Here is a 24,932-nt window from a genome sequence, read left to right as displayed (position 1 = left end):
ATGTACAGAAGTTGCATCGGCAAAAATAAATAAAGCAAATAAACTTAATAAAGTAATTAACATCTTTCTCATAGTTTCCCCTCCTTAGTTTTTGTGGTTCTTATATAATTTCTTACCTTCCCTCCTTTCTTAAGAAATTATTTACATAACAACAGCATTTTTTGTCTTTATTTTTCTTTTGTAAATTGATAATACTACATTAATATAAATTAAAACCTGAGATGTAATCAAAATATTACTCAATATAAAATTAATTATATAATTTGCGTGATATAATTAGCTTGAAAGAAGGTGAGAGCATAAAAGTTATTACATTTGGAGATTTTTTAATTTCAGAGTTGAAAAACACGCATTTTTCTCCCAAAGAGTCAGAAATTCTTGCTTTTGTTATTTACAAAAAACATGTAAGTGTTGAAAATGTATTAGAAAATGTGTGGGATATTAATCAGATGCCATGCCGAAATGATATAACAGTATTTTTTTCTAAAATAAATAAAAAGTTAAAAAATATTGCAAGATTAAATACTAAAGATTCTATAGTTTCTGTTGTACCTAATAAAATAGAAACAGATTTTGAAAACTTTGAAAGATTATCTTTGGTTTCTTTAGATAAAAAAGATACAAAGTCTTTAAAAAAAGCATTTGATATATACAATGGAGATTTTTTACCATCAATTTCTTCTGATTGGGCTTTATCAGTAAGAATGTATTATAGGGAAGCATTTTTTGAAGTGGGTAAATACTTGGTTTATAGTGAAACAAATGTAACAAATGAAATGATGTATTTAAAAAAGATGATAGATTTAGGGTTAGATTATAACGTGGTAAAATTGATAGTTGAGGAAATAGAAAAAAGATATGAATTTGATTTAGTCTATGAGGATTTTTTTGACTATGTATTGTTGAAGAATAAACTGATGAGATTTTCATCATATATAGGAATGGTTATAATTTTTGACAAAGAATTTCCTTTGGAGGATAATATAAGAAAAGGGGATATTATTTTAAAAATAGATACCTTAACATATAAAATTTTAATCGAGAGAAATTGGAAGTTATCAAAAGGAAAAGATATAGAACTTTTTTTAGAAAAACTAAAAGATAAAAATGCTAAGATAAAAAAAGTAGAAATTATTTAACTGGGGAGGGACTATTTAAGATGCTACTAGTTTCAAAAGAGTTTACGTTTGACGCAGCACATAACCTTGTAAAGTATCATGGAAAATGTGAAAAGTTGCATGGACACACATATAAACTAGTAGTTACCGTTGCTGGTGAGAAAGATGAGGAAGGTATGGTTATAGATTTTTTAGAACTAAAGCGTATTATTAAAGAAAAAGTTTTAAGTAGATTAGATCATTCTTATATAAACGAAATAATTCCACAACCAAGTGCGGAAAATATTGCTGAGTGGATTTGGAAACAATTGGAGCCGGAATTAAATAGTGAAAGATATTTCTTGTATGAAATAAAAGTATATGAAACGCCTACTTCATACGTAACATTAAAAAAGAATATGTAAACTACTTTTTTATACTTTCGTATAAATCATTAATCATCTTTGCAACAGCGTAAATTACAACTAAAAATTCCAGTCTTCCAGTAAACATTGCAATAGTAAGTGTCCACATTGCTCCAAGAGGCATATTTGGTGAAGTAATTCCGGAAGATAATCCTACGCCGTTCATTGCGGAAGCAAATTCAAACATGGATTGAGTTAGATTATAACCATAAGAGCTTAGTATTAAACTTCCCACGAAAAATGTGAAGAAATACATTGAAAAAACTAGAAAAATTTCTTTAATATCTTCATTCTTTATAAAATTTTTATTTTGCCCTTTCCAAGCAGATATTTTAGTAACACTTTTTGATGGCAGAAGAAATTCCTTTACAGAATGTAGTAATACCTTGATAGTCACCCAGATACGATATTGTTTTAATCCACCAGCGGTTGAATCCATACCACCACCGGCCATCATTAATGAAGTAAGTATAAACATTCCTAATCCAAAATTGATCCATAAAGGATTTGTCAAATCCACTGTTGAAAAACCTGTACCTGTTAGCGCAGACGTAGTTTGAAATAAAGACTCTCTAAAACCCTGTGAAAAGGTAGAAAATACTTTTCCAATACCGTTAAAGGCCATTATTAAAGAAAAAGTAAATATTGTTGTGAGCATTAACCAAGGCTCACCATTTTTTAAGAAAGCCTTAAAATTTCCTCTCCACAGTGTATAGTGAACTCCAAACCCTGTTCCACCCAAAAACATTAGAATGATTGTAACTATTTCAACTCTTAAGTTATTGTAATCTCCAATACTTGCATTCTTTACGGAAAAACCACCTGTTGCAAGAGCAGTTAATGAATGGTTGAACGCATCAAACAAAGGCATTCCAACTATATCAAGTAGTACAGTTCCTAAAAATGCATAAGTTATATAAATGAGAGTAATAATCCTTGCTGAACGTTTTATGTTTGGAGCAATGTTATCTACCCTGCCTTCAGCGTGATATAGACCAAACCCTTTTGGACCAATGACAGATCCCATCATTATAAGTGCAAAGCCAGCACCACCTATGAATTGCATTATACTTCTCCAAACAAGTATTAATTTTGAAACTTTTGAAACATCGGTAAACATTGTCAAACCAGTAGTAGTAAAACCACTTGTTGATTCAAAAACGGCTTGTGAAAAGGTCAAGTTTTCAACTAGTATAAAAGGAATAGAGCCTATTAAAACAACAAGTAACCATGTGAAAAAGACAATAACAGCTCCTTCACGAACTGTAACGGTTGTAGAAGAAACATCTTTTGTAGCTTTAAAAAGAATGTATCCAATAAAAAAAGACAAAAAGGCTGATAATAAAAAGGCATAAGAATTTTTTAATTCATTTGGATAAAAAATATTAAATACTAATGGGAAAAGTATGATAATTGTGTAATACATTAAAACTAATCCTATGTTATGAATAATTAGTTTGTACTGTTCTTTTTTTCTAGGCATACTTATTCACCCATTAAAATATCAAGAATTTGTTCTTGAGCTGTTGGTAAACTTACAATATATAATCTATCTCCAGCATTTATTTCAGTATTACCATGTGGAATTATAACTTTTCCCTTCCTTAGTATACCACCAACAACACAATCATGAGGCAGGTTTAAATCCTTTAATAACTTTCCAACAGCTTTTGAGTTTTCAGGTATGTCTATTTTTAAGAAAGTTAGTTTTCCTTCTTCAACAGATAAGAATTGTTGGAGTTCTTCCCCAAATAACAAATTTTCTACAGCTTTTTGAAGCATTGTGGTAGTACTGACAACTGCTGTAATTCCTAATTTTTCAAATAGTTCTATATTGTCTGGATTATTTACCAGTGTTACAATATTTTTTACTCCAAAGATCTTTTTTGCAAATTGTGTGATAATAAGATTTTCTTTATCTTTATTTGTAAGAACAACTATGATATCATCTTCTTCAATATCTAATTGTTCTAGGAGTCTTTTCTTTGAAGCATCGCCATGAATTACCACAGCTTTTAGATCTCTTGCAAAATCCTCACATAATTTTTGATCTTTGTTTACTAAATAAGTTTTATATCCCTTACTTGAGAATGATTTTGCAAGAAAATATGCAATTTTTTCGCCGCCAATTAGGACAACTTTCATAAGCTTTCACCAACCAGTATATTTTTTAAATCACCAATTAAAAGCATCGTAGGTGATACAACATTAATGTTGTATTCTAAAAATAATACACTATTTTCTGGGTCGTAAACTCTTGCAATTATATTTTTTGCTCCAAAATAATATTTACATTGTAGGGATATTAAAAAATTTGTATTATCATCTTCTGTAAGTACAAATACATAATCTGCTTTAGAAATCTTTGCATTTTCGAGGACATCTTTTTCAGTAGCATCCCCAATAATTGTAAAACCTGTAAACTCAGGTGACAAATTCTCGAATGACTCTTGATTTTTATCTATTACAACGACACTGTGTCCGATGGACGAAGCCATACTGGCAATGTTTCCGCCAACCTTACCACAGCCTATAATAACAATGAAAAGCTCATTTGTTTTCCGCATCTTTTTTCACCTCAATGTTTTCATCAAGAGACTTTGCGGCATTCAAGTGCTTGTTTGCAAGTTCTAAATTACCGCGTTTTTTAAGTAATTCATACATAAGGTAATGTGGGATTGGTGAAGAAGGCGACAGACTAAAAATTTTTTTAATAAGTTTTTCTGCTTTATTTAGATCACCAGAATTTAGAAATTCATTTGCCATTCTTAATGCTCTGTCAAAAGATTCTTTAGGTTCATCAATTAATTCTTTTACCTTTGAAAGTAATTCTTCTTTTGTAAAAGGTTTTGAAAGAAAATCAACCCGTTCAAATTTGAATAATTCAGATAAAATTTCTGGTTTTGTATATGCTGACACAATTAAAATAGGTGTATCAATTGCTTTTTCCCTTAATGCTTTGACAAGTTCTATACCAGACTTTCCAGGTAATTTTAAATCAGAAATTATAAGATCATAGTTTATATTTTTTTCAAATATGTTTTTTAAAGCTTCTTCAACTGTAGATAGAGAATCATAAGTAAATCCTTCCAAAAATTTTTCAATTAAAAATCTTACATTTCGTTCATCATCAATTATAAGAATGTGTGGCATTTAATTACCTCCTGTAAAAGAAAAACTAGGGGGACTCACCCCCTAGTTCTATATTATATCACTTGTTTTAAAATTTTTCCAAGTTCTATGAAACTTTCTTTAAGACTTGCTCCTCCAACTAGTCCACCATCTATGTCTGGTTGTACTATTAAACTAAAGAAGTTGTTTGGTTTAATGCTACCACCGTAAAGTATTCTAACTTTTTCGGCTCTTTCTTTTGAGTACATTTTTGAAATAAGTGATCTTATAAAGCTATGAACTTCCTGAGCTTGAGCTGGAGTTGCAACTTTTCCTGTTCCAATAGCCCAGACTGGTTCGTAAGCTATAATTACATTTTCAATGTCCTCTATATTTTTTAATCCTTTTCTAATTTGAGTTTCAACTACTGCAAATGTAAGGCCTTCCTCTCTTTCTTCGAGTTTTTCTCCAACACAGAAAATAGGAGTTAAACCAACTTCTATTGCTTTTTTTATCTTTTTGTTTATCATTTCATCTGTTTCTCCAAATATGTTTCGTCTTTCACTATGACCAATTATTACATACTCAACACCAGATTCTTTTAACATTTTCCAAGATATTTCTCCGGTGTATGCACCTTCATCCTCAAAGTACATATTTTGTGCTGCAACCTTAATATTAGAATCTCTTAGAATTTCGTATACTGCTGGTATCGATATAAAAGTAGGAGCAACTATAATATCAAATTCTTTTTCTCCATGAAATGCATTTAGTAATATTGATGCAAAATGTGCAGATTCAGTTGGAGTTTTGTGCATTTTCCAGTTTCCAGCCAATACTAGTTTTCTATTTTTTTTTTATTTGCAATTGATGCTATACCAGGTAATTCTTTTCCTTCTAGGAATTCGAGAGAAGCTCCACCACCTGTTGAAACGTGTGATACTTTGTCTTTAAGTCCAAATTTTGCGATTGCTGCTGCACTATCTCCACCACCAATGATTGTAGTAGCTCCTTTTGATGTTTCTTCAGCAATAGCAATTGCAACTTCTTTAGTTCCGTTTGAGAAATCTTCTATTTCAAAAACTCCCATTGGTCCATTCCAAACTATTGTTTTAGCACCAGATATGCTATTTCTAAAGAGTTCAACTGTTTTAGGTCCAATATCAAGCCCCATCCAACCTTCAGGAATACCATCTTTAATATCAATTGTTTTTGTTTCAACTCCTGCTTCAATTTTTTGAGCACATACAGCATCAACTGGAAGGACTATTTCGGTACCCTTTTCTTTTGCTTGTTCTAAAATTCTTTTTGCAAGATCTAACTTATCATCTTCAACTAGAGATGAACCAACATTGTATCCGAGAGATTTTAAGAAAGTAAACATCATAGCGCCACCAATTAAAATTTTATCTGCCTTATCAAGAAGATTTGTTATAACACCAATTTTGTCTGAAACTTTTGCACCACCTAATACAACAACATATGGTTTTTCAGGATTAGTTGTAGCTTTAGATAAGAATTTAATTTCTTTTTCCATTAAAAATCCAGCAACACTTGGTATATACTGTGCAATTCCAACATTACTTGCGTGAGCTCTGTGGGCTGTTCCAAATGCATCATTTACATGTATATCGGCAAGTTCAGCCCATTTTTTTGCAAGTTCTGGATCATTTTTAGTTTCACCTTTGTCAAATCTTGTGTTTTCAAGTAAAATAACATCCCCTTCTTTTGCATTTTTAACTTTTTCATTTACAATTTCTCCATAAAGTTCTGGAATAAATGTAACCTCTTTTCCAAGAAGTTCACTAAGCCTTTTAGCAACAGGTAAAAGAGAAAATTCAGGCTTTCTTTCGCCTTTTGGTCTTCCAAGGTGTGAAAGTAAAATCACAATAGCACCGTTTTCAATAGCATATTTTATTGTAGGAAGTGCTTCAACTATTCTTGTATCGTCAGTGATTTCTCCATCTTTCATAGGGACGTTAAAATCAACTCTCATTATAACTCGTTTTCCTTTTAGATCTATATCTCTTATTGTTAATTTTTCCATATTTTATCCCTCCTTGTTAATTTTAATAATGGGGGCAACACGGCCCCCATTTACGAAAAAAGATTATTAGTTATTATAATTTCTTTTCTACTAATTCAAGTGTATCAACAACTCTATTTGTGTATCCATATTCGTTGTCATACCATGAGAATACGTTTACCAATGTTCCGTTCATAACTTTAGTTAATGTTGCATCAAAGATTCCAGCAAATCTTGTTCCAACAATGTCGCTACTTACAATTGGTTCAGTGTTGTAACCAATGATTCCTTTTAATTTGCCTTCAGTAGCTTTTTTGATTACCTCATTTACTTCTTCAGCTGAAGTAGCTTTTTCAACTACTACACTTAAGCCTGTAAGTGAGCCATCTGGTGTTGGAACTCTTATTGCCATTCCATCGAGTTTTCCTTTTAATTCAGGAACAACCACTGCAACTGCTTTTGCTGCACCAGTTGTTGTAGGAATTATGTTAACAGCAGCTGCTCTAGCTCTTCTAAAATCTTTGTGTGGTAAGTCTAAAATTCTTTGGTCATTAGTGTAAGAGTGTACTGTAATAAGGTGACCAGTTACTATTTTAAACTCATCATTAATTATTTTTGCAATTGATGCGATTGAATTTGTTGTACAAGATGCACAGGAAATGATATTGTGTTCAGAAGAAAGTTGTTCTTCATTACAGCCAAAAACTATTGTAATATCTTCACCTTTGGCAGGAGCGGTAATTACAACTTTTTTTGCACCTGCTTTCAAATGTTTTTCGGCACCTTCTCTGTTTCTGAATACTCCTGTAGATTCTACAACAACATCTACACCAAGATCTTTCCATGGAAGGTTTTCAGGATCTCTTTCTGCAAAGATTTTAATTTCCTTACCATCGATTATAATAGAATTTTCTGTAGCTTTAACTTCATTAGGTAGTACTTTGTGTACTGAATCATATTTGAAAAGATGAGCTAATGTAGCAGCATCAGTTAAATCGTTGATAGCAACAACTTCAATGTCACTATTGCGGCGTATAAGTTCCCTAAGGACTAATCTTCCTATTCTTCCAAAACCGTTGATAGCTATTTTCATACTTTTCCCTCCTTTTTATATGGTCCTCGTGAAAAATTTTACTATCTTTTTTTAACAACCAATCAGTATTTTTGATAAAATTTTTGTTACAGTTAAAAAAGTAGTTCTATATTATGCATCATTTTTAAATCAATAAATATAACACCTATTGCTGTTTCAATTAAGAAGCTATTAGATTCAAATTTTAATATTTTCGCATATATTTTAGCACCATCTTTAAGTGTAAAAAGAGAATTATATTTTGAGTTTTCAGGAAATATCACTTTTTCAATCAGGTTAGTTGGAATTGATATAATTCCACGTTCTACGATAAACGTTATTATATCACCAAGCCTGGATGAAAATACAGCTGAAAAAGTATCTCCGTTTTTTAAAGTTACTTTTAATTTGTCTGTTTTTCCAGGAACAACAGATGTGTTTTGTGAAAGATCTAGTTCTGTAGAACTTTCAATGAAATTAATATATTTTATTGCCTCTCTACTTGAAAATACAAAAGTTCCACTATCTGGTAAAAGAACTGTTCCAGAGTTTCCATCAAATTTAGTTAATTTTCCAGGAATTCTTATCCATTCACCTTCATTAGGCTCTATCCATACTCCATAAGTTGGCGTAGCTTGTTCATCAAAGTAAACTTCTTTTACAATATCTGTATAAGAAACAATTTGGCCAACTAGAGATTTAATACTTAAAACTCCAGAATTTATTGTTTGAATTTCCCCTTTTATTTGGCTTCCGTCTTTTAATACTACCGTATCAGAAAATAAAATACAGGATGTAATTACAAAAAGAATTAACATTAACTTTTTCATGTGATCCCCCTTTTCTTTATAGGTTATAACTTACTTTTAAAAATATTGAAAGATCAAATATGGTTTTATTTTCATCTGACGGAGCATAATATGGCTTTTTAACATTATCATTTACTTCTTCCACTAATTTTAGTACGTTGAATATTTCTCCCAGTTTAATAAATCCACCTAATTCCATTATACCAAATTTTTTTGATATGTTTAAAGATAAAAGGAAGGTCTTTTCGATTTTTCCCTCATTTAAAAGATTAAATCCACGTTCATATGTTGAACTATTCTTTTCGGTCCAGGGATTTATAGGCGATTTTGTTCCAGAAAGAATAAATTCAAGATCTCCAGTTAAATTAAATTCTTTTGAATAATCAAGACCTATTAAAAGAGCAAGATTATTTTCTCCATATTTGTAACCAATATAATTTTCCTCATAGTTTATTATCCAATCTTTTAGTTTTTCAACTATAAAGTAAGTATATCCATAATATAGAGGGTTTCCTGAGTCAGATGAAGGTTGAAATGTATATTTTGTTGCACCAGCACTGAATATTTTAGCTTTTAAATAATTATTTAAATTGTATGTCCCGCCAAAAGACCATGCAATCTTATCAACCGTTGGATTATCTGGATTAAAAAATCTATTTGCATTAAAATCATCTATGAGTATTTGTGCATATAAATATTTTTTAAGATCTTCATATGTTGCAAAAAATCCCATTAAAGAATTGTCGTTAAAACTTCTTATTCCATTGTATAAAACATTTTCACGGTAGTATTGTACAAAAAAGTTTGGTAAAGGATTAGAAAAATATTCAAAATCAAATAACCTGTTTACATATACTGAAGCTTCTTCATATCCAAATGTAAAATTTCCATACTTTATAGCGTAATATTTTAAGTTTAATCCCTTATCAATAGAGCTTTTTGTTGACAGATTTAGGGGTACAAAATCATCATATGAAATTAAAATGTATCTTGATTCATACTTAAAATTACTATCTTCAAATTTAAAAGAAACAGTTGGCTTTGAATGTCCAAGAGATGAAATAAATAATGAATATGGCGAGTCAACAATATCATAGTTCTCTAAATTTCCAAATGAGATTTTTACGTTATTAAGATTGAAATTTATTCCAGAATTTTTAAATTTTATATAATAATCACCGTAGAATTCTTCGTAAAAAAGCGGAAATTTTCCATCATTTGAAAAAGTCATCTCTACAAAAAAAGAAAAATTATCGTTTTGATATTTGATGTCAGGAGTAAATACATTTGAAAAATACTTATTTGTATCTGATGTATATATTATATTTTCATATCTTAATGAAAATGTTGTTGCAAATATTGTTGAGGTAATTATTAAAAATAGTAGAAAAAACTTTTTCACTTTAGTCCCCTCTTTCTTAATAAGTTTTAGATTTTATTTGCAATCGAAATTAAATACTCAACAGTATCTTCAAAGCTCATTTTCTCATCAACGGATTGTCTTAAAAATTTGTTTATTTCATCAATTAATTCTATTGCTTTATCAATTTTTGGATTCGTACCTTTTTTGTACGCTCCAACGTCAATTAGATCCTTTGCATCATAATAGGTGGCAAGAAGATCTTTAATTTTTAATGCGGCAATTTTATGTTCTTTTCTAGTAATATCATTCATTAGCCTGCTTACACTCATTAAAATATCAATTGCGGGATAGTGTGCAGATTCTGCAAGTTTTCTGGATAATATTATATGACCATCAACAATACCCCTTACAGTATCTGATATAGGCTCGTTAAAATCATCTGATTCAACAAGAACAGTATATATACCGGTTATGCTCCCTTTATCAGAATTACCAGCTCTTTCTAATATTTTTGGTAATCCTGCAAAAACACTAGGTGGATATCCCCTTGTTGTAGGAGGTTCGCCTGTTGCAAGTCCCACTTCTCTTTGAGCTATTGCCCACCTTGTAAGTGAGTCAACCATTAAGAGGACGTTATAACCTTTGTCCCTAAAATATTCGGCTATAGAAGTTGCCGTAAGTAATGCTTTAACTCTTAGAAGAGCGGGTTGATCAGAGGTAGATACAACAACAACTGAACGTTTTAAACCTTCTTTTTTTAGATCTTTTTCAATAAACTCCCTAACTTCTCTTCCTCTTTCGCCAATTAATGAAATAACATTAATATCTGCAGAAGTGTTTCTTGCAATCATTCCAAGCAGCGTGCTTTTTCCCACACCACTACCTGCAAAGATACCAATTCTTTGACCGTAACCTAAAGTTAAAAAACCATCTATTGCTCTAACTCCAACGGAAATGGGAGTAGTAATTCTTTTTCTAACTAATGGATTAGGTGCTTCTCTTACTATAGGTACTTTTTCTTTTGTATATATTTTTTTGCCATCAAGTGGTCTTCCGAGAGAATCTATAACTTTTCCAAGTAATTCTTCAGAAACAGGTACACTAACATATTCACCTGTTTTTAATACTTGACAACCTTTTTTTAGACCGCTTATGTCTTCTAAAGGCATTAATATTATTCCATTATCATTAAAACCGACTACTTCGGCAAGGGTTTTTTTGTAGTCGGTAATGATTTTGCACAATTCACCTAAAAATGCATCGGGCCCTTTTGATTCAATAGTTAATCCAACTATTTTGCTTACTGATCCTATCTTTTGATAAGGATTAAAATTTTCGAATCTTTTCTTTAAAAGCTCTAAGCTATTCATTGTTTAGTACCTCATCTATTATTTCATTTATTAACTTTATTTGAAAATTCAGGCTTGTGTTAATAGTGCCGCTTTCTGTTTCAGCTATAACGCCTGAATGAACATTATTATCTTCTATTATTTCTATTCCTCTGTAACGTAAATGGTTTAAAGTTTCCTCATCAAGTAACTTTATATCTTCCGAATTTAGGTAAAGCTTTACGTTTTTCATTCCTATAATATGCATTAAAACTTTTTCAAGTTTTCTTTTTGTTACCTCTTCATCTATTTCTTTTTCTAAAAATTTTTGAATTATTGTTTTTATTAAATATAACATTTCATTACTTAATTCATTAACTTTTTTTTCTAGCTTTTCTTCAAAATTATTGCTTATTGAAATGATTTTTTGATTAAGGTTATTTATTTTCTGATTTATTTCTTCGAGCTCTTTATTTTTTATTTGTGATATTTCCTCTAATGCTCTATTTTTTATTTCTTCAGCTTCTTTTTTTGCAGATTCAATAATATTTTTTGCGTTTGTTTTTGCCTCGTTAACTATCTTTGCGGCCTCTTTTTTGGCTTCCTCAAGAAGTATATCTTTTTGGATTTCTTTATTATCTTCACTTGGTAAATCTTTATTTTTTTCAACATTTTCACTTTTTATTAATTGAGGAGTATCTATGTAAACGTATCTTTTTTTTATGATCACATTTAACACCTCTTGAAAAGAGACTGGTGCAAAAGCACCAGCCCAGATAATTAATATTCTAGTTTTTTAATTCCTTTTTCAATTATTTCTTTAGTATCTCTTGCAATCATTAATTCTTCATTGGTTGGGACAATAAGAACTTTAACCTTGGAGTCAGGAGTTGATATTATTCTTTCTTCTCCTTTGACATTGTTTTTCTCTTTGTCTATCTTAATACCAAGGTAACTCAAATAGTTTTCACAAATTTCTTCACGTGTAATTGGTGAGTTTTCTCCAACTCCAGCTGTAAATGATATAGCATCAACTCCATTCATTGCTGCAACATATGCACCTATATATTTTGCAATTCTATATTCGTAAATGTCAAGTACTAATCTGCATAATGGATCATTTTCAAGAGCTTTGTCTTCTATATCTCTCATGTCTGAACTGAAATTGCTTGTAAGTCCTAAAACACCGCTTTTTTTGTTTAAGATAGTGTAAACTTCTTCAGGACTTAAACCTTCTTTCTCAATTAAGAAAGTTACAATTGAAGGATCTAGATCTCCAGAGCGAGTTCCCATAACTAAACCTTCAAGTGGTGTGAATCCCATAGATGTATCTACACTTTTTCCATTCATTACAGCTGCAATTGATGCTCCGTTCCCTAAGTGAACAGTTATAATTTTTGATTTATTGTAGTCTAATCCAAGTATTTCAGCAGTTCTTCTTGAAACATATCTGTGGCTTGTTCCGTGGAATCCATACCTTCTGATTTTGTATTTTTCGTAGTATTCATATGGAATAGCATATAGATAAGCTTTTTTAGGCATTTTAGCATGGAAAGCAGTATCAAATACAGCTACATTAGGCACTCCAGGTAAAAGTTTCATAATTGCTTTAATTCCCATTAGGTTTGGAGAATTATGTAGCGGAGCAAGGTATGAAAATTCTTCTATTGCATTTATAACTTCATCATCTATTAAAACAGAACCGGAGAATTTTTCTCCACCATGAACAACTCTGTGCCCAACTGCATCAATTTCTTTAAAGTCTTTTATAGCACCCATTTTTTCATCTTTTAGTGTTTGCAAAACAAGTTGTAAAGCTTCGTCATGATTTGCCATTGGATGTTCTATAACAAATTTTTCGCCGTCTTTTTTATGTACTATTCTGCTTCCAGGGATTCCGATTCTTTCTGCTAAGCCTTTACAAAGAACTTTCTCGTTATCCATATCCAACAGTTGGTATTTTATAGAAGAGCTTCCACTGTTTACAACTAATACAATCATAACTTTGCCTCCTTTTCTTTTTTATATGGCTTTACCAGCAGCACCTAAGAATTCTAATCTATCCATAACAACATCTTTTACAAATTGCATTCCTTCTTTAAAGTATTTTCTAGGATCAAATTCTTTAACATTTTCAGTTAGATTTTTTCTTAAGCCCGCAAGGAATGCTATTCTTAAATCTGTATCAGTATTTACCTTATTAATACCAAGTTTTACACATTTTTTGATTTCTTCTGCTGGAACACCTTTTGCTCCGCCAAGATCTGCTCCATATTTTTCAGCAAGTTCAACATATTTTACAGGAACACTTGATGCACCGTGTAGTACTAATGGGATGTTTGTTAGTTTTTTAACTTTTTCAAGTCTTTCAAAATCTAGTTTAGCTTCACCTTTGAATTTAAATGCCCCATGGCTTGTTCCAATTGCTGGAGCAAGAAAGTCCACTCCTGTTTCTTCTACAAATATTTTTGCTTGCTCAGGGTCAACGAGGACATTTTCTTCAGCAGAAACATTATCTTCAATACCTGCGAGTTGACCTAATTCTGCTTCAACTGAGACACCAGCTGCATGAGCCCATTTAACAACTTCTTTAGTAATTTTTAAATTTTCTTCAAATGGTTCGTGCGATGCATCGATCATTATTGAAGAATAACCAGCTTTAATTGCTGCAGCAATGTATTCGATATTTTTACCATGGTCAAGGTGTAATGCAACAGGAATGTTTAAAGTATCAGCATATCCTTTAACTAGATTCACAAAAAATTTTGCTCCTCTAATTGGATCGCCATTTCCAGCATATTTTATTGCACCTTCACTTGTTTCAATTATTACAGGTGCGTTTTTTTCTACTGCTCCTTCTAAAATTGCGATGAGGAACTCTAAGTTATTAATATTAAAAGCTGGAACAGCGTAAAACTCTTTACTAGCTTTTTCTAAAATATCTTTAGTGTTTACATACATTTTAACAACCTCCTATCTATTTAGTTATTCAATAAAATTATAACATTTTTTGTAAAATGAGTGGAGCGGTAAGCCGGATTCTGTTTTTGGAGGCATCTATCTTGGGAATTTGTTACCAAATTCCTCAAGCGGTCTACCCGGGTTATAGGGCGGGCCACCCAAACCCTGCTTGACCTTGCTCCAGGTGGGGGTTGCCAAGCGTATGGATTACTCCATACCTGGTGAGCTCTTACCTCACCGTTCCACCCTTACCATAGTGGTGGTTTTCTTCTCTATGGCCCTGTCCAGGGATCACTCCCTCCGGATGTTATCCGGCACCCTGCCCACGGAGTCCGGACTTTCCTCAGCTTTAAAGCTGCGCCTCCTCGCTCCACTCATTTGATAATTACATATTATTTGTGATAAAATATACTTTGATGGATAATTATAGATATTATTTTCTTTGGGTTATTGTGTTTTTGTTTCTTTTTATTGGAATTTATAACAATTTTCATGTTAAGAAAATAAGTGCAATTGATTTTAGCCATAAAAATTCAATTGCTTACAAGTTTATTTTACCATATAAAAATGATTTATGGGTAGTTTCTGATAGTGGAAAAATTATTGATATTGTTGAAGATTACAAGGTTTTAAAAAGTCTGCCAATAATAGTAGTTCCTGAAGAGTTTGTGGATGGCTATTTTGGAAAAATAAAGCAAGAATTTTTAAAAAAAATACCAGAAAATATACCAAGTTTCGTGTATGAGATAAATTTTAATGAGAATTATATGGTTTTGAATAATAACGCCAGAATATATTTTAATGAAAATTTTGATTTTCAAATGTATTTTGAAAAATTGAAAATAGTGTATAACTATATTGAACCGTTAGGGATTTATTATATTTCGGATGAAATGTTAGTTAAAGCGAGGTGAAAGGTATGGGAAAATGGGATCCAGTAGTTTCAATAGATATAGGTAATGACAGCATTAAGGGTGTTGTTGTAAATTATTCTAATGAAGGAAAAGAAGTTGTTGCTTATTCAAATTTAAAATCTAAAGGTATAGAGTCTGGAGATATAAAAGATGTAGTTGCCTTGAACGATGCAATGAATCAGATAATTGAGAATTTAGAAGAGCAGGTTGGCAAAACTTTAAAAGGTGATTTTTTGGTTTCATCAAGTGTTGGAAATTTTAAACTTCAAGAGATTAGAGAAGAATTGCTTTTGACGGAAGGAGATAATTTAGTAACTGTAAATGAAAAGCATGTAGATGAAATTAAAGAACTTGTTTTGAATACGGCACTTGGAGAAAATAATTATGTATACCATTCATATATAAAGAAATATATTTTGGATGAAAATAAAATAGTATTTAATCCAGTTGATATGAGTGCAAGGAAATTAGAGGCAGTATATTCCATCATAATGGGTGATAGCATTCACAGAAGCATAGTTGATTATGCTACACGGGAGACTTTGGGAGAAGCAGATTATTATATTTCTCCAATTTCAGCAGCTGAGGCTGTTTTGACTAGTTTTGAAAAAGATAGCGGAGTAATGCATGTGGATTTAGGTTTTTATTCTACAGTTGTAACCATATTTTTAAATAATGCACCTATAAGATTTGTAAGGCTACCTAAATCTATGAAATATGTTGTTCTTGATATTGCAAAAATATTAAAAACTTCAATTTATGAAGCTGAGAGACTATTAAAGATATATGGTATAGCAATTTTTCAAAATATAGAGCCTTCTATTATAGAATATAAGGCCCTTGATGGAAGAACTACGCTTGAAACAAACAGAGAACTTCTTGCACGTATAATTTATGCAAGACTTAGAGAAATATTTTTAAATGTTAGAAAAATTTATAGAGATGCAACGATAGATTATAAAGAATTTAGAGATTTGGGGATTCCTGGAGGAATAGTTTTAACAGGTGGTGGTGCAAAAATACCTAGAATAACTGATGTTGCTGCAGATGTAATGAAATGTTCCGTAAGGGTTGGAAGTTTTATAAATACTGAAGAGTTTATAATTGAGGAAAATGAGCAAATTTTGTCTGATCCTCAGTTTGCAGCAGCCTTTGGAAACATATTACAATTTGAAAAAGAAGAGGGTATTGATACATTGAATAAACCGAGAAATAAGTCATCAAGTGCTTTTTCAGAATTTCTAAGAAAATTATTTAAGGGGGAATAATGTATGGGATTTTCAGTAAAAAGAGAGGAAGTTTTTTCTAAAATTATGCCGAAAATAAAGGTTGTAGGTGTTGGTGGCGCAGGTTGTAATGCTATCAATCGTATGATTGAATTTGGTATAGATGATGTGAGTTTTGTTGCTGTTAATACTGATGCTCAGGTATTGGAAGTGAGCAAAGCTGATGAAATAGTCCAAATTGGTGAAAAGTTAACAAAGGGCTTGGGAGCAGGAGGTAACCCAAAAGTAGGCGAAGAAGCTGCACTTGAAGATAAAAAGAAGTTAGAAGAAATGTTAAGGGGAATTGACATGTTATTTATAGCAGCTGGTTTTGGAGGTGGAACCGGAACAGGAGCTGCACCAGTTATTGCTGAAATAGCAAAAAGTCTTGGTATTTTAACTGTAGCAGTTGTAACTACTCCATTTTATTTTGAAGGTGCACCAAGATGGAGAGCTGCGATGGAAGGTGTAAAGAAAATACATAAGAATGTGGATACTTTAATTAAAATAAGCAATAATAAGCTCCTTGAAGAATTATCATGGGATATTCCTTTTGTAGAAGCTTTTGCAAAAGCTGATGAAACCTTATATCAAGGTATAAAAGGTATCTCAGAACTTATTACCAAACGTGGAATTATTAACCTTGACTTTGCTGATATTGAATCGGTAATGAGAAATGCAGGAGCAGCCATGCTTGGTATTGGTGTTGCAAAGGGTGAAAATAGGGCAACGGTTGCTGCACGAAGGGCACTTGAAAGTAAACTAGTTGAACATCCTATTGAAAATGCAACCAAGCTGATTATGAATATTACAGCATCAACAACCTTTAAGTTACATGAAATGCAAGAGGCTGCAACTATTATCAGACAAACATGCAGTGAAGATGCAGATTTAAAGCTTGGAATAATTGTTGATCCAGAAATTCCAGAAGATGAATTAAGAGTTACGCTCATTGCAACAGGACTTGAAAGAGAGGAAGATTTTCTTTACAGTGACGATGATATTCCCGCTATATTCAAATTTGGTTTGGAGGTAATGGGGGATGATGGAGAAAAAGTATAAAAGGCTGGGGGATATTTTAATTGAAAAGGGGATAATTACTGAAGATGATTTGGAGTATGCACTTAAAGTTCAAAAAGAAACTAGAAAACCTATTGGAGAAGTTTTAGTTGAACTTGGATTTTGTACATGGCAGCAAATCGTTAAAGCTTTGGCTGAGCAGTATGAAGTAGGTTTTTTTCCTGAAAAGCCTACAATAGATCCTTCGTTAAATCTGAATTTGAAAAAAGAATTAATAGAAGAATTGAGGGTTATTCCAATTAAGGAAGAAAATGGTAAGGTAATTGTTGTTACTGATAACGTATATAATCTTTCTTTGATTAAAAGGAGATTAAAGTTTTTGTTAAGTAAAGATATAGAAGTCTTTTTGGTTTCTCCAAGTATATTTGATGAACTATTAATGGATATGAATGCTGAAAAGAAAGTTGATTTTGATGTGTCTGAGGAACTTTACAGTGAAGAAGTTAATGAAGAAGAGGAAGTAAGAGTGGAAGAATTAGAGTCTGAAGAAACTCCGATTGTTAGGTTGGTTAACAATATTTTAAATCATGCAATAGAACTAGAAGCAAGTGATATTCATATAGAACCAATGAAAGGGAAAAATGTGATAGTCAGATATAGAATTGATGGAGTTTTGAAAAAAGTTACAGAATATCCAAAATCGAGCCATGGTTCAGTAGTTGCAAGGATTAAGATAATGTCTAACCTTGATATTACTGAAAAAAGAATTCCCCAAGATGGAAAATTTTATTTGAAAGTGAACAATGAACAGTATGATTTTAGGGTTTCTACAATGCCTTCTGTTAATGGTGAAAAAGTTGTCTTAAGAATTTTAAGAGTGTCACAATCAAATAAAAAATTGGAAGAATTAGGATATAGTGATTATAACTTTAAACGAATTAGTGAGTTGATAAAACATCCATATGGAATAATTTTGGTAACTGGGCCAACAGGTAGTGGAAAGAGTACTACGCTTGTTGGAATAATAAATTCGCTAAACCATGAGGGAGTAAATATTGTAACAGCAGAAGATCCAGTCGAATATACTATTGAAGGTGTTACTCAATGTCAGGTAAATCCGGAGATAGGTTTAACTTTTGCAAGGTATTTAAGGGCATTTTTGAGGCAGGACCCTGACATTATAATGGTTGGAGAAATTAGAGATAAGGAAACTGCAAATCTTGCTATTGAAGCCTCTCTTACTGGACATTTGGTTCTTTCAACTTTACATACAAATACAGCATCTGGTGCTGTTGATCGTTTGTTGAATATGGGAATTGATCCAAGCTTAATAAGTTCTGCACTAATTGGAGTAATAGGTCAGAGATTGGTAAGAAAAGTATGTACAAAATGTGCCCAAAAGGAAAAACTTGATCCAGAATTTGAAAGTATTGCTAGAAAACTCTTTCCAGAATTAGAGCCATATGCGTACAGAGCAGTTGGCTGTGATGCTTGTAATGGCACGGGGTATAAAGGTAGAACTGCTATAAATGAGGTTTTAATTGTTAATGATGAATTAAGGTATTTAATAAATAACAGAGCATCAATTATAGAAATTACTAAAGCTGCTAAAAATAACGGAATGAGAACTCTATTTGAAGATGGGTTGTATAAGGTTCTTAATGGAGAAACAACTATTGAGGAAATTTTAAGAGTGACTGGTGGTAGTAATGAAGAGTGAAAATTATCGAAAGAAAATAGAAGAAAAAGAAAGAAAATTAAAAGAAGAGATACAGTCATATAGACGAAGAAGTGTTTATATCCTTTTCTTCAATGTTTTTTTAGTTGTTGTGTTGTTCTTTTTATTTAATAGTGTAAAGGGAAAAGATACTACAATTGTAGAGGGTTATCAAATTGCTATTAAAATGCCTTCAGAAATTTATTCAGACGAAGAAGTTCAATCGAAAGTTTTTTTGATAAATACTAGAAATTACAAAAGGGATTTTGTGATTGATAGATTCAAATTTCAAATCTTAAGAGAAAATGTTCCAGTGTATAATTTCTATTATGATTCTCCAATAAGTTCTACCATAGACAGATTGGAAAGTATCTTAGTTTTTGACCTTTCTCGTGAAGTATCTTTAAAGAACTTAAAATCTGGAATTTATACTGTAAGTGTAGAAATGTATTTAGATGGTAAATTGATAAAGAATAGTTTTAATTTCTCTGTAAAAGAGGAGATTCTAAAAGAAATAGCCGTTGACCCATATTATTCTATTGGTGAAAATATTATTCCACAGTTGGTTATTGAAAATAAAACAGCAACAACTGTTGTTTTAAATCCAACCAAAATTGAATGGACACTTAATAATAAAACTTATACGGATGTATTTTCGCAAGAATATAGTTTAAAGCCTGGAGAAAAGCTGTTCTTTGAATCATCGAATATTTTCAAAATAAATAAAAAGGGAAGTTATAATTTAAAATGTACAATTTACTTTAAAAATGGCATTGAAACTATTTCTAAAAATATAAATGTTATTGAAGTTCCAGAAAAAAGTTTAAAAGAACTAGATCTTAACATTTACTCTGATGAGTATGTTGTATCTGGTAGAAAGGTGAACTTCAATTTCGAAATTTTAAATCGTAGTGAGAAGGAAAGATATTTATATTTCAATAAAGTCGTTATAATTATTCCTAAAATAAATTATTCCTATGAAGTAAGTAATGTAAAGGTCCTGCTTGGAAGATATGGTGGGATGAGTTTGGTTACTTTACCTTTAGTATTTCCAGCACCAGGAAAATATGATATAGTATTTAAACTTGATGCTGGAGAAACAATATCTAAAGTGTTAACTTTACAAGTTCCATGATATAATTATTTAATGAAATGATAAATTAATATAGGAGGTGTTTTGATGAAGGATCCTATTTTAAAGGAAGCAGAATTAAGGATGAAAAAAAGCGTAGAAGCTATTGACGAGGAATTGAAAAAATTAAGAACGGGAAGGCCATCACCAGCTTTATTGGAAGAAATTAAGATTGATTATTATGGAGTGCCTACTCCAATAAATCAGGTTGCAACTATTAATGTCACAGAAGAAAGGTCATTGATTATTAAACCTTGGGAAAAGAACCTTTTAAGTGCTATTGAAAAGGCTATTCAAGCAAGTGATCTTGGATTGAATCCGACAAATGATGGAAATGTTGTAAGATTAGTTTTTCCAAGCCCTACAACTGAGCAAAGACAAAAATGGGTAAAAAAGACAAAAGAAATTGTTGAACATGGTAAAATTGCTGTCAGAAACATTAGAAGAGATGTTATTAAAGAACTGAAAGAGATGACAAAAAACGGTGAAATATCAGAAGATGATGAAAAAAGACTTGAAAAAGAAGTTCAAAATCTAACGGATAAATATATTGAGGAATTGGATAAATTGTTTGAAAGGAAAGAAAAGGAGATAATGGAGTTTTAATTATGTTGAATCATATAGCTTTTATAATGGATGGAAATGGAAGATGGGCAAAAAAGCAAAACAAGCCTAGAATGTATGGGCATTATGCCGGTGCTTATAAAATTGAGGAAGTAGTGAGGTGGTGTGCTGAGTATGGTGTAAAGTACACCACCTTTTATGCATTTTCAACAGAGAATTGGAAAAGACCAAAAGGCGAGGTAAATTTTATTTTTGGGCTTTTGCAAAGTAAAATCGGTGAGTTTTATGAAAGAATGAATAAGGAAGGTGTAAGGTTAGTTTTTAGTGGAAGGTTAAAAGAATTAGGCGAAAAAATATATAATATTTGTATGAAGTATCAGGAGAAAACTAAAAATAATGATAAAATAGTTGTCAATATGGCATTAAACTACGGTGGTAGAGCTGAAATAGTAGATGCAATAAAAAAGATAATAGATTCTAAAATAAGTGATATAGATGAAGAAAAATTTAGAGAATTTTTGTATTTTCCAGATATTCCAGATCCAGACTTAATTATTAGAACATCTGGTGAAATGAGACTAAGCAATTTTTTAACATGGCAATCGGCATATAGTGAACTTTATTTTACGGATGTTTTATGGCCTGACTTTTCTAGGGAAGATTTAGATAGAGCAATTGAAGATTTTAAAAAAAGGCAAAGACGTTTTGGGGGGATAAAGTGACTAAAGAAACTAAAGTTCGTTTAATTTCAGCGTTTATTGTAGCGCCTTTTGTAGTTGCTTGTTTTATTTCGTACCAAAGTTTGATAGGCCTTGTTTCGGCAATTGTCTTACTTGCAAGCTCTGAACTTTTATTTGCAACGTTAAAGAAGCACAGAAAAAATGGAATATTAGTTGTTTATATTGCACTTTTATCTGCATTTCCTTTGTTTTTTGGGATTTGGTTTTTAGAGCAACCTATGGAATTGCTAAGTGTTCTATATATAATTGGAATCGTATTTACATTGTTTATTGTTAAAAATAAAGAAATTGTAATGGAATTTTTTGGAGTATATTCAATTTCATTTATTTATATATCAATGAATCTTTCGTTTTTTATTCCATTGTATAAGTTTTATGGTGCAGCTGTTGCACTTTTAACTTTGACTTTAAGTTGGGCTTATGATAGTTTTGCATATTTTTTTGGATTAAGTTTTGGAAGGCACAAGCTTTCAAAAGTATATAGCCCTAATAAGAGTTATGAAGGATTATTAGGAGGAATTTTTGGAACATTTGTTTATACTCTTATTTATTTTGTAATTATAAATAGCTTTTTTAATTATAGTATACCTCTGTGGTATTCTATAGCTTTTGCAATAATTACAGGGATAATGGATACAGCTGGTGATATTTTTGAATCTGCTATTAAGAGAGCGTATGGATTAAAAAATATAGGGCGTTTTATGCCCGGACATGGTGGTATGTTGGATAGAATAGATGGATTATTGTTTGTTGCACCTGTTATTTATATATTTTTAAAACTATTTAGTTAAAATAAGGAGGTTGCTGCATGAGAAGCGATGAAATAAGAAGATTATTTCTAGAGTTTTTTGAAAAAAAGGGACATAAAATACTGCCGAGTGCCTCTTTGATACCTGAGGATCCTCAACTTTTATTTACTATTGCAGGAATGGTTCCTTTTAAACCTATTTTTTGGGGAAAGGTTGATCCTGTTTATACTAGAATTGCAACTTGTCAGAAATGTGTGAGAACTACTGATATAGAAAATGTTGGGAAAACTCCAAGGCATCATACATTTTTTGAGATGCTTGGTAATTTTTCATTTGGTGACTATTTTAAAGAAGAGGCTATTGAGTGGGCATGGGAATTTGTGACTCAAGTTTTGAAGATCCCTGAAGAAAGATTGTGGGTTTCTGTCTATAAAGATGATGATGAGGCATATGAAATTTGGAGAAAAATTGGTGTTCTCTCTTCGAAAATTTTGAAACTTGGAAAAGAAGATAATTTCTGGGGGCCTGCTGGTCCTACAGGACCTTGTGGACCTGATACTGAAATTTTTTATGATACACAAAGAGATGTTCCTACAAGTGATGGGAAAGAACCAACACCAGCTAACACAGAAGGCAGATTTGTAGAGATATGGAATCTGGTGTTTACAGAATTTTACCAAGATGAAAATGGTAATTTACTTCCTTTGAAGAGAAAAAATATAGATACTGGAGCGGGCCTTGAAAGAGTGGCAGCTATGATGCAAGGAGTATATAACAATTTTGATACGGATTTATTTGCTCCTATAATTGAGGGAATTTGTAATATATTGAATGTGGAATATAAAAAAGATGAAAAGATAGATGTTTCTATAAGGGTTATTGCAGATCATATAAGAGCTTTAGTCTTCTTAATTTCAGATGGAGTGTTTCCTTCTAACGAAGGTAGAGGATATGTGCTAAGAAGAATTTTGAGGAGAGCCGCAAGGCATGGAAAATTGTTGGGGGCAAATGCACCGTTTTTACATAAATTAGTAGATTTTGTTGTTAATAAAATGGGAAATGTTTATCCTGAAATTGTTGAAAAGAAAGAATTTACTAAAGAAATAATCTTAGGTGAAGAAAAGAGATTTTTACAGAACCTTAATAAGGGGCTAGAATTAGTTGAAAAAGTCGTTCGTGAAAATAATGGGAAGATAAGTGGAGAAATGGCTTTCAAATTATATGATACTTATGGATTTCCACTAGATATTTTAAGAGATTTAGCAGAAGAAAATGGCTATGTTCTTGATGAGCAAGGATTTAATGAGTATATGGAAAAGCAGAGATTGCTTGCAAAAAGCGCTGCAGGTGATGTTGAATTTACAAAAAGAACAGGTTATGAAGATTTGAAATTAAAAAGTGAATTTGTAGGATACGAAAAATATGAGGAGTATTCTAAAGTTCTTGCAATAAAAGTATCTGAATTTGTTAATGAAGCACAAGACGCTGATTGTGAGATTGTATTAGAAAGAACACCATTTTATGCAGAAAAGGGTGGGCAAGTATCTGATACCGGAATAATTAAGGGTGAAAATGGAGAATTTTTGGTTGAATATGTCTATTCCCCAACAGAGGGAATAATAGTTCATAGAGGAAAGTTAAAAGGTAGATTATCAGTAGGTGAGAAGGTTTACGCAAAAATTGATATAGAAAAGAGAAAAGCAACTGCAAGAAATCATACAGCAACACATCTTTTACATGCGGCATTGAGGAAAGTTTTAGGTACGCACGTTAGACAAGCTGGTTCATTGGTCGAAAGTGAGAAGCTTAGATTTGATTTCACACATTTTAATGCACTAAGTGTTGATGAAATAGAACAAGTTGAAAAGATGGTAAACAATGTTATTCTTGAAGCCATAGACGTTATTGTAGAAGAAAAAGACTATGATGAGGCAGTTAAAGAAGGAGCAATGGCATTATTTGAGGAAAAATATGGAGATAAAGTTAGAGTAGTAAAAGTTGGCAATTTTAGTGAGGAATTATGTGGTGGTACTCACGTGAAAAATACGGGAGAGATAGGTTTGTTTAAGATAGTGTCTGAAGGTTCGGTGAGTGCTGGAATTAGAAGGGTTGAAGCAATTACTGGTTTAAATAGCTTAATGTATTTGCAAAGGTTAGAAAATAATTGGTTTAAAGTGAGAAAAGTTCTTGAAGTTAACGATGACGAAGTCTTTAGAAGAATTGAAAATATGAAAGAAGAGATAAAGAAGTTAAATTCTGAGATAAAGAGCTTAAAACAGAAAATGGTTGATATAGACAGTATTTATAAGAATAAGAAGGTTATTAACAATGTAGAGTATATTGTAGAGAAGTTTGAAGGATTAGAAGTTGATGTTTTAAGGGATCTAGCAGATAGATTGGTTGATAAAGGAGTGGACCTTGTAGTATTATTTGATAAAGTTGGAGAAAAAGTTATTTTAATTGTTAAGAAGAAAAAATCTAATCAGTTGTTACATGCAGGAAATATTGCAAAAGAACTTTCAAAAGTTTTAGGTGGTGGAGGCGGCGGCAGACCAGACTTTGCACAAGCTGGAGGTAAAGATTTCGGTAAAGTGCAAGAAGCAATAAAAAAGCTTGAAGAAATTTTAAGGGAGTGTTAG

At 31.5% G+C, this 24,932-nt stretch carries 24 protein-coding genes and 1 other RNA gene; 11 read left to right on the top strand and 14 right to left on the bottom strand.

All coding sequences use genetic code 11. The features are described 5' to 3' along the window. Positions 1-263 precede the first annotated feature (263 nt). Together JG780_RS03240 and queD are read left to right on the top strand one after the other, a co-directional pair. On the top strand, positions 264-1,139 hold the full coding sequence (locus JG780_RS03240; protein ID WP_287569183.1) for a hypothetical protein: 876 nt from the start codon (positions 264-266) through the stop codon (positions 1,137-1,139). A gap of 20 nt (positions 1,140-1,159) precedes the next feature. Then, positions 1,160-1,522 (top strand): 6-carboxytetrahydropterin synthase QueD, encoded by a 363-nt coding sequence (gene queD, locus JG780_RS03235; protein WP_004102352.1) that lies wholly within the window; start codon positions 1,160-1,162, stop codon positions 1,520-1,522. Between the two features lies 1 nt (position 1,523). Here queD and JG780_RS03230 read toward each other — a convergent pair whose 3' ends face one another. The 14 genes from JG780_RS03230 to rnpB form a co-directional block, all read right to left on the bottom strand. After that, positions 1,524-3,005, bottom strand: a complete 1,482-nt coding sequence (locus JG780_RS03230) for a TrkH family potassium uptake protein (RefSeq protein ID WP_004102354.1) — start codon at positions 3,003-3,005, stop codon at positions 1,524-1,526. 2 nt (positions 3,006-3,007) lie between these two features. After that, positions 3,008-3,667: a potassium channel family protein gene (locus tag JG780_RS03225; RefSeq protein ID WP_004102356.1), complete on the bottom strand. Its 660-nt coding sequence runs from the start codon at positions 3,665-3,667 to the stop codon at positions 3,008-3,010. Then, positions 3,664-4,089 carry a potassium channel family protein gene (locus JG780_RS03220; protein WP_004102358.1) on the bottom strand — a complete coding sequence of 142 codons (426 nt, stop codon included), beginning with the start codon at positions 4,087-4,089 and terminating at the stop codon, positions 3,664-3,666. The genes JG780_RS03225 and JG780_RS03220 overlap by 4 nt, the downstream gene beginning before the upstream one ends. Continuing rightward, complete coding sequence (locus tag JG780_RS03215; RefSeq protein WP_287569182.1) at positions 4,073-4,675, bottom strand: response regulator; 603 nt, start codon at positions 4,673-4,675, stop codon at positions 4,073-4,075. Before JG780_RS03215 ends, JG780_RS03220 begins: the two co-directional genes overlap by 17 nt. 53 nt (positions 4,676-4,728) lie before the next feature. Further along, positions 4,729-5,469, bottom strand: coding sequence for a triose-phosphate isomerase (gene tpiA / locus JG780_RS03210; RefSeq protein WP_282956778.1), 741 nt, complete (start codon positions 5,467-5,469; stop codon positions 4,729-4,731). Between the two features lie 2 nt (positions 5,470-5,471). After that, on the bottom strand, positions 5,472-6,680 hold the full coding sequence (locus JG780_RS03205) for a phosphoglycerate kinase (protein WP_114702552.1): 1,209 nt from the start codon (positions 6,678-6,680) through the stop codon (positions 5,472-5,474). A gap of 73 nt (positions 6,681-6,753) precedes the next feature. After that, positions 6,754-7,752 (bottom strand): type I glyceraldehyde-3-phosphate dehydrogenase, encoded by a 999-nt coding sequence (gap, locus tag JG780_RS03200; protein ID WP_287569181.1) that lies wholly within the window; start codon positions 7,750-7,752, stop codon positions 6,754-6,756. A gap of 92 nt (positions 7,753-7,844) precedes the next feature. After that, positions 7,845-8,561 (bottom strand): hypothetical protein, encoded by a 717-nt coding sequence (locus JG780_RS03195; RefSeq protein WP_012580294.1) that lies wholly within the window; start codon positions 8,559-8,561, stop codon positions 7,845-7,847. Between the two features lie 16 nt (positions 8,562-8,577). Then, on the bottom strand, positions 8,578-9,942 hold the full coding sequence (locus JG780_RS03190) for a hypothetical protein (RefSeq protein ID WP_287569180.1): 1,365 nt from the start codon (positions 9,940-9,942) through the stop codon (positions 8,578-8,580). A gap of 26 nt (positions 9,943-9,968) precedes the next feature. Then, positions 9,969-11,273 carry a flagellar protein export ATPase FliI gene (gene fliI, locus JG780_RS03185; RefSeq protein ID WP_287569179.1) on the bottom strand — a complete coding sequence of 435 codons (1,305 nt, stop codon included), beginning with the start codon at positions 11,271-11,273 and terminating at the stop codon, positions 9,969-9,971. Next, positions 11,266-11,961 (bottom strand): FliH/SctL family protein, encoded by a 696-nt coding sequence (locus tag JG780_RS03180; RefSeq protein WP_287569178.1) that lies wholly within the window; start codon positions 11,959-11,961, stop codon positions 11,266-11,268. The genes fliI and JG780_RS03180 overlap by 8 nt, the downstream gene beginning before the upstream one ends. Before the next feature lie 50 nt (positions 11,962-12,011). Beyond that, entirely contained in the window at positions 12,012-13,232 is a 1,221-nt protein-coding gene (gene ackA, locus JG780_RS03175; RefSeq protein WP_287569177.1) for an acetate kinase, read from the bottom strand. A gap of 21 nt (positions 13,233-13,253) precedes the next feature. Continuing rightward, entirely contained in the window at positions 13,254-14,192 is a 939-nt protein-coding gene (fba, locus tag JG780_RS03170) for a class II fructose-1,6-bisphosphate aldolase (protein WP_287569176.1), read from the bottom strand. A gap of 53 nt (positions 14,193-14,245) precedes the next feature. Next, positions 14,246-14,569, bottom strand: an RNA gene (gene rnpB, locus JG780_RS03165) — RNase P RNA component class A. Positions 14,570-14,590: 21 nt separating this feature from the next. Between rnpB and JG780_RS03160 the strand changes: the two genes are divergently transcribed. From JG780_RS03160 to alaS, 9 genes are read left to right on the top strand one after another with little or no spacing between them, the layout of a single operon-like run. Further along, a complete protein-coding gene (locus JG780_RS03160) occupies positions 14,591-15,106 on the top strand; it encodes a DUF4894 domain-containing protein (protein WP_287569175.1) in 516 nt (171 codons plus the stop codon). A 5-nt stretch (positions 15,107-15,111) separates the two neighbouring features. Beyond that, positions 15,112-16,374 carry a cell division protein FtsA gene (gene ftsA, locus JG780_RS03155; RefSeq protein WP_114702548.1) on the top strand — a complete coding sequence of 421 codons (1,263 nt, stop codon included), beginning with the start codon at positions 15,112-15,114 and terminating at the stop codon, positions 16,372-16,374. A 3-nt stretch (positions 16,375-16,377) separates the two neighbouring features. Beyond that, positions 16,378-17,433 (top strand): cell division protein FtsZ, encoded by a 1,056-nt coding sequence (gene ftsZ / locus JG780_RS03150; protein WP_004102388.1) that lies wholly within the window; start codon positions 16,378-16,380, stop codon positions 17,431-17,433. Beyond that, complete coding sequence (locus JG780_RS03145) at positions 17,414-19,111, top strand: GspE/PulE family protein (protein ID WP_287569174.1); 1,698 nt, start codon at positions 17,414-17,416, stop codon at positions 19,109-19,111. Before ftsZ ends, JG780_RS03145 begins: the two co-directional genes overlap by 20 nt. Then, complete coding sequence (locus tag JG780_RS03140) at positions 19,101-20,243, top strand: hypothetical protein (protein WP_287569173.1); 1,143 nt, start codon at positions 19,101-19,103, stop codon at positions 20,241-20,243. The genes JG780_RS03145 and JG780_RS03140 overlap by 11 nt, the downstream gene beginning before the upstream one ends. A gap of 45 nt (positions 20,244-20,288) precedes the next feature. After that, complete coding sequence (gene frr, locus JG780_RS03135; RefSeq protein ID WP_012580300.1) at positions 20,289-20,846, top strand: ribosome recycling factor; 558 nt, start codon at positions 20,289-20,291, stop codon at positions 20,844-20,846. Between the two features lie 2 nt (positions 20,847-20,848). Beyond that, entirely contained in the window at positions 20,849-21,526 is a 678-nt protein-coding gene (gene uppS / locus JG780_RS03130) for a polyprenyl diphosphate synthase (protein WP_012580301.1), read from the top strand. Continuing rightward, positions 21,523-22,335: a phosphatidate cytidylyltransferase gene (locus JG780_RS03125; protein ID WP_004102403.1), complete on the top strand. Its 813-nt coding sequence runs from the start codon at positions 21,523-21,525 to the stop codon at positions 22,333-22,335. The genes uppS and JG780_RS03125 overlap by 4 nt, the downstream gene beginning before the upstream one ends. Before the next feature lie 17 nt (positions 22,336-22,352). After that, a complete protein-coding gene (alaS, locus tag JG780_RS03120; protein WP_287569172.1) occupies positions 22,353-24,932 on the top strand; it encodes an alanine--tRNA ligase in 2,580 nt (859 codons plus the stop codon).

Origin of the sequence: Thermosipho sp. (in: thermotogales) (genome assembly GCF_020054775.1) — a bacterium.
Taxonomy (GTDB): Bacteria; Thermotogota; Thermotogae; order Thermotogales; family Fervidobacteriaceae; genus Thermosipho; species Thermosipho africanus.
The sequence above is the reverse complement of the archived record's forward strand: the minus strand, read 5'-3'. Positions and strand labels throughout refer to the sequence as shown.

Excerpts from the sequence above, each read along its gene's own strand:
- queD (WP_004102352.1), top strand. The coding sequence starts at position 1,160 with ATGCTACTAGTTTCAAAAGAGTTTACGTTTGACGCAGCACATAACCTT.
- JG780_RS03230 (WP_004102354.1), bottom strand. The coding sequence starts at position 3,005 with ATGCCTAGAAAAAAAGAACAGTACAAACTAATTATTCATAACATAGGA.
- JG780_RS03225 (WP_004102356.1), bottom strand. The coding sequence starts at position 3,667 with ATGAAAGTTGTCCTAATTGGCGGCGAAAAAATTGCATATTTTCTTGCA.
- JG780_RS03220 (WP_004102358.1), bottom strand. The coding sequence starts at position 4,089 with ATGCGGAAAACAAATGAGCTTTTCATTGTTATTATAGGCTGTGGTAAG.
- JG780_RS03215 (WP_287569182.1), bottom strand. The coding sequence starts at position 4,675 with ATGCCACACATTCTTATAATTGATGATGAACGAAATGTAAGATTTTTA.
- JG780_RS03205 (WP_114702552.1), bottom strand. The coding sequence starts at position 6,680 with ATGGAAAAATTAACAATAAGAGATATAGATCTAAAAGGAAAACGAGTT.
- gap (WP_287569181.1), bottom strand. The coding sequence starts at position 7,752 with ATGAAAATAGCTATCAACGGTTTTGGAAGAATAGGAAGATTAGTCCTT.
- JG780_RS03195 (WP_012580294.1), bottom strand. The coding sequence starts at position 8,561 with ATGAAAAAGTTAATGTTAATTCTTTTTGTAATTACATCCTGTATTTTA.
- fliI (WP_287569179.1), bottom strand. The coding sequence starts at position 11,273 with ATGAATAGCTTAGAGCTTTTAAAGAAAAGATTCGAAAATTTTAATCCT.
- ackA (WP_287569177.1), bottom strand. The coding sequence starts at position 13,232 with ATGATTGTATTAGTTGTAAACAGTGGAAGCTCTTCTATAAAATACCAA.
- fba (WP_287569176.1), bottom strand. The coding sequence starts at position 14,192 with ATGTATGTAAACACTAAAGATATTTTAGAAAAAGCTAGTAAAGAGTTT.
- ftsA (WP_114702548.1), top strand. The coding sequence starts at position 15,112 with ATGGGAAAATGGGATCCAGTAGTTTCAATAGATATAGGTAATGACAGC.
- ftsZ (WP_004102388.1), top strand. The coding sequence starts at position 16,378 with ATGGGATTTTCAGTAAAAAGAGAGGAAGTTTTTTCTAAAATTATGCCG.
- JG780_RS03145 (WP_287569174.1), top strand. The coding sequence starts at position 17,414 with ATGATGGAGAAAAAGTATAAAAGGCTGGGGGATATTTTAATTGAAAAG.
- JG780_RS03140 (WP_287569173.1), top strand. The coding sequence starts at position 19,101 with ATGAAGAGTGAAAATTATCGAAAGAAAATAGAAGAAAAAGAAAGAAAA.
- frr (WP_012580300.1), top strand. The coding sequence starts at position 20,289 with ATGAAGGATCCTATTTTAAAGGAAGCAGAATTAAGGATGAAAAAAAGC.
- uppS (WP_012580301.1), top strand. The coding sequence starts at position 20,849 with ATGTTGAATCATATAGCTTTTATAATGGATGGAAATGGAAGATGGGCA.
- alaS (WP_287569172.1), top strand. The coding sequence starts at position 22,353 with ATGAGAAGCGATGAAATAAGAAGATTATTTCTAGAGTTTTTTGAAAAA.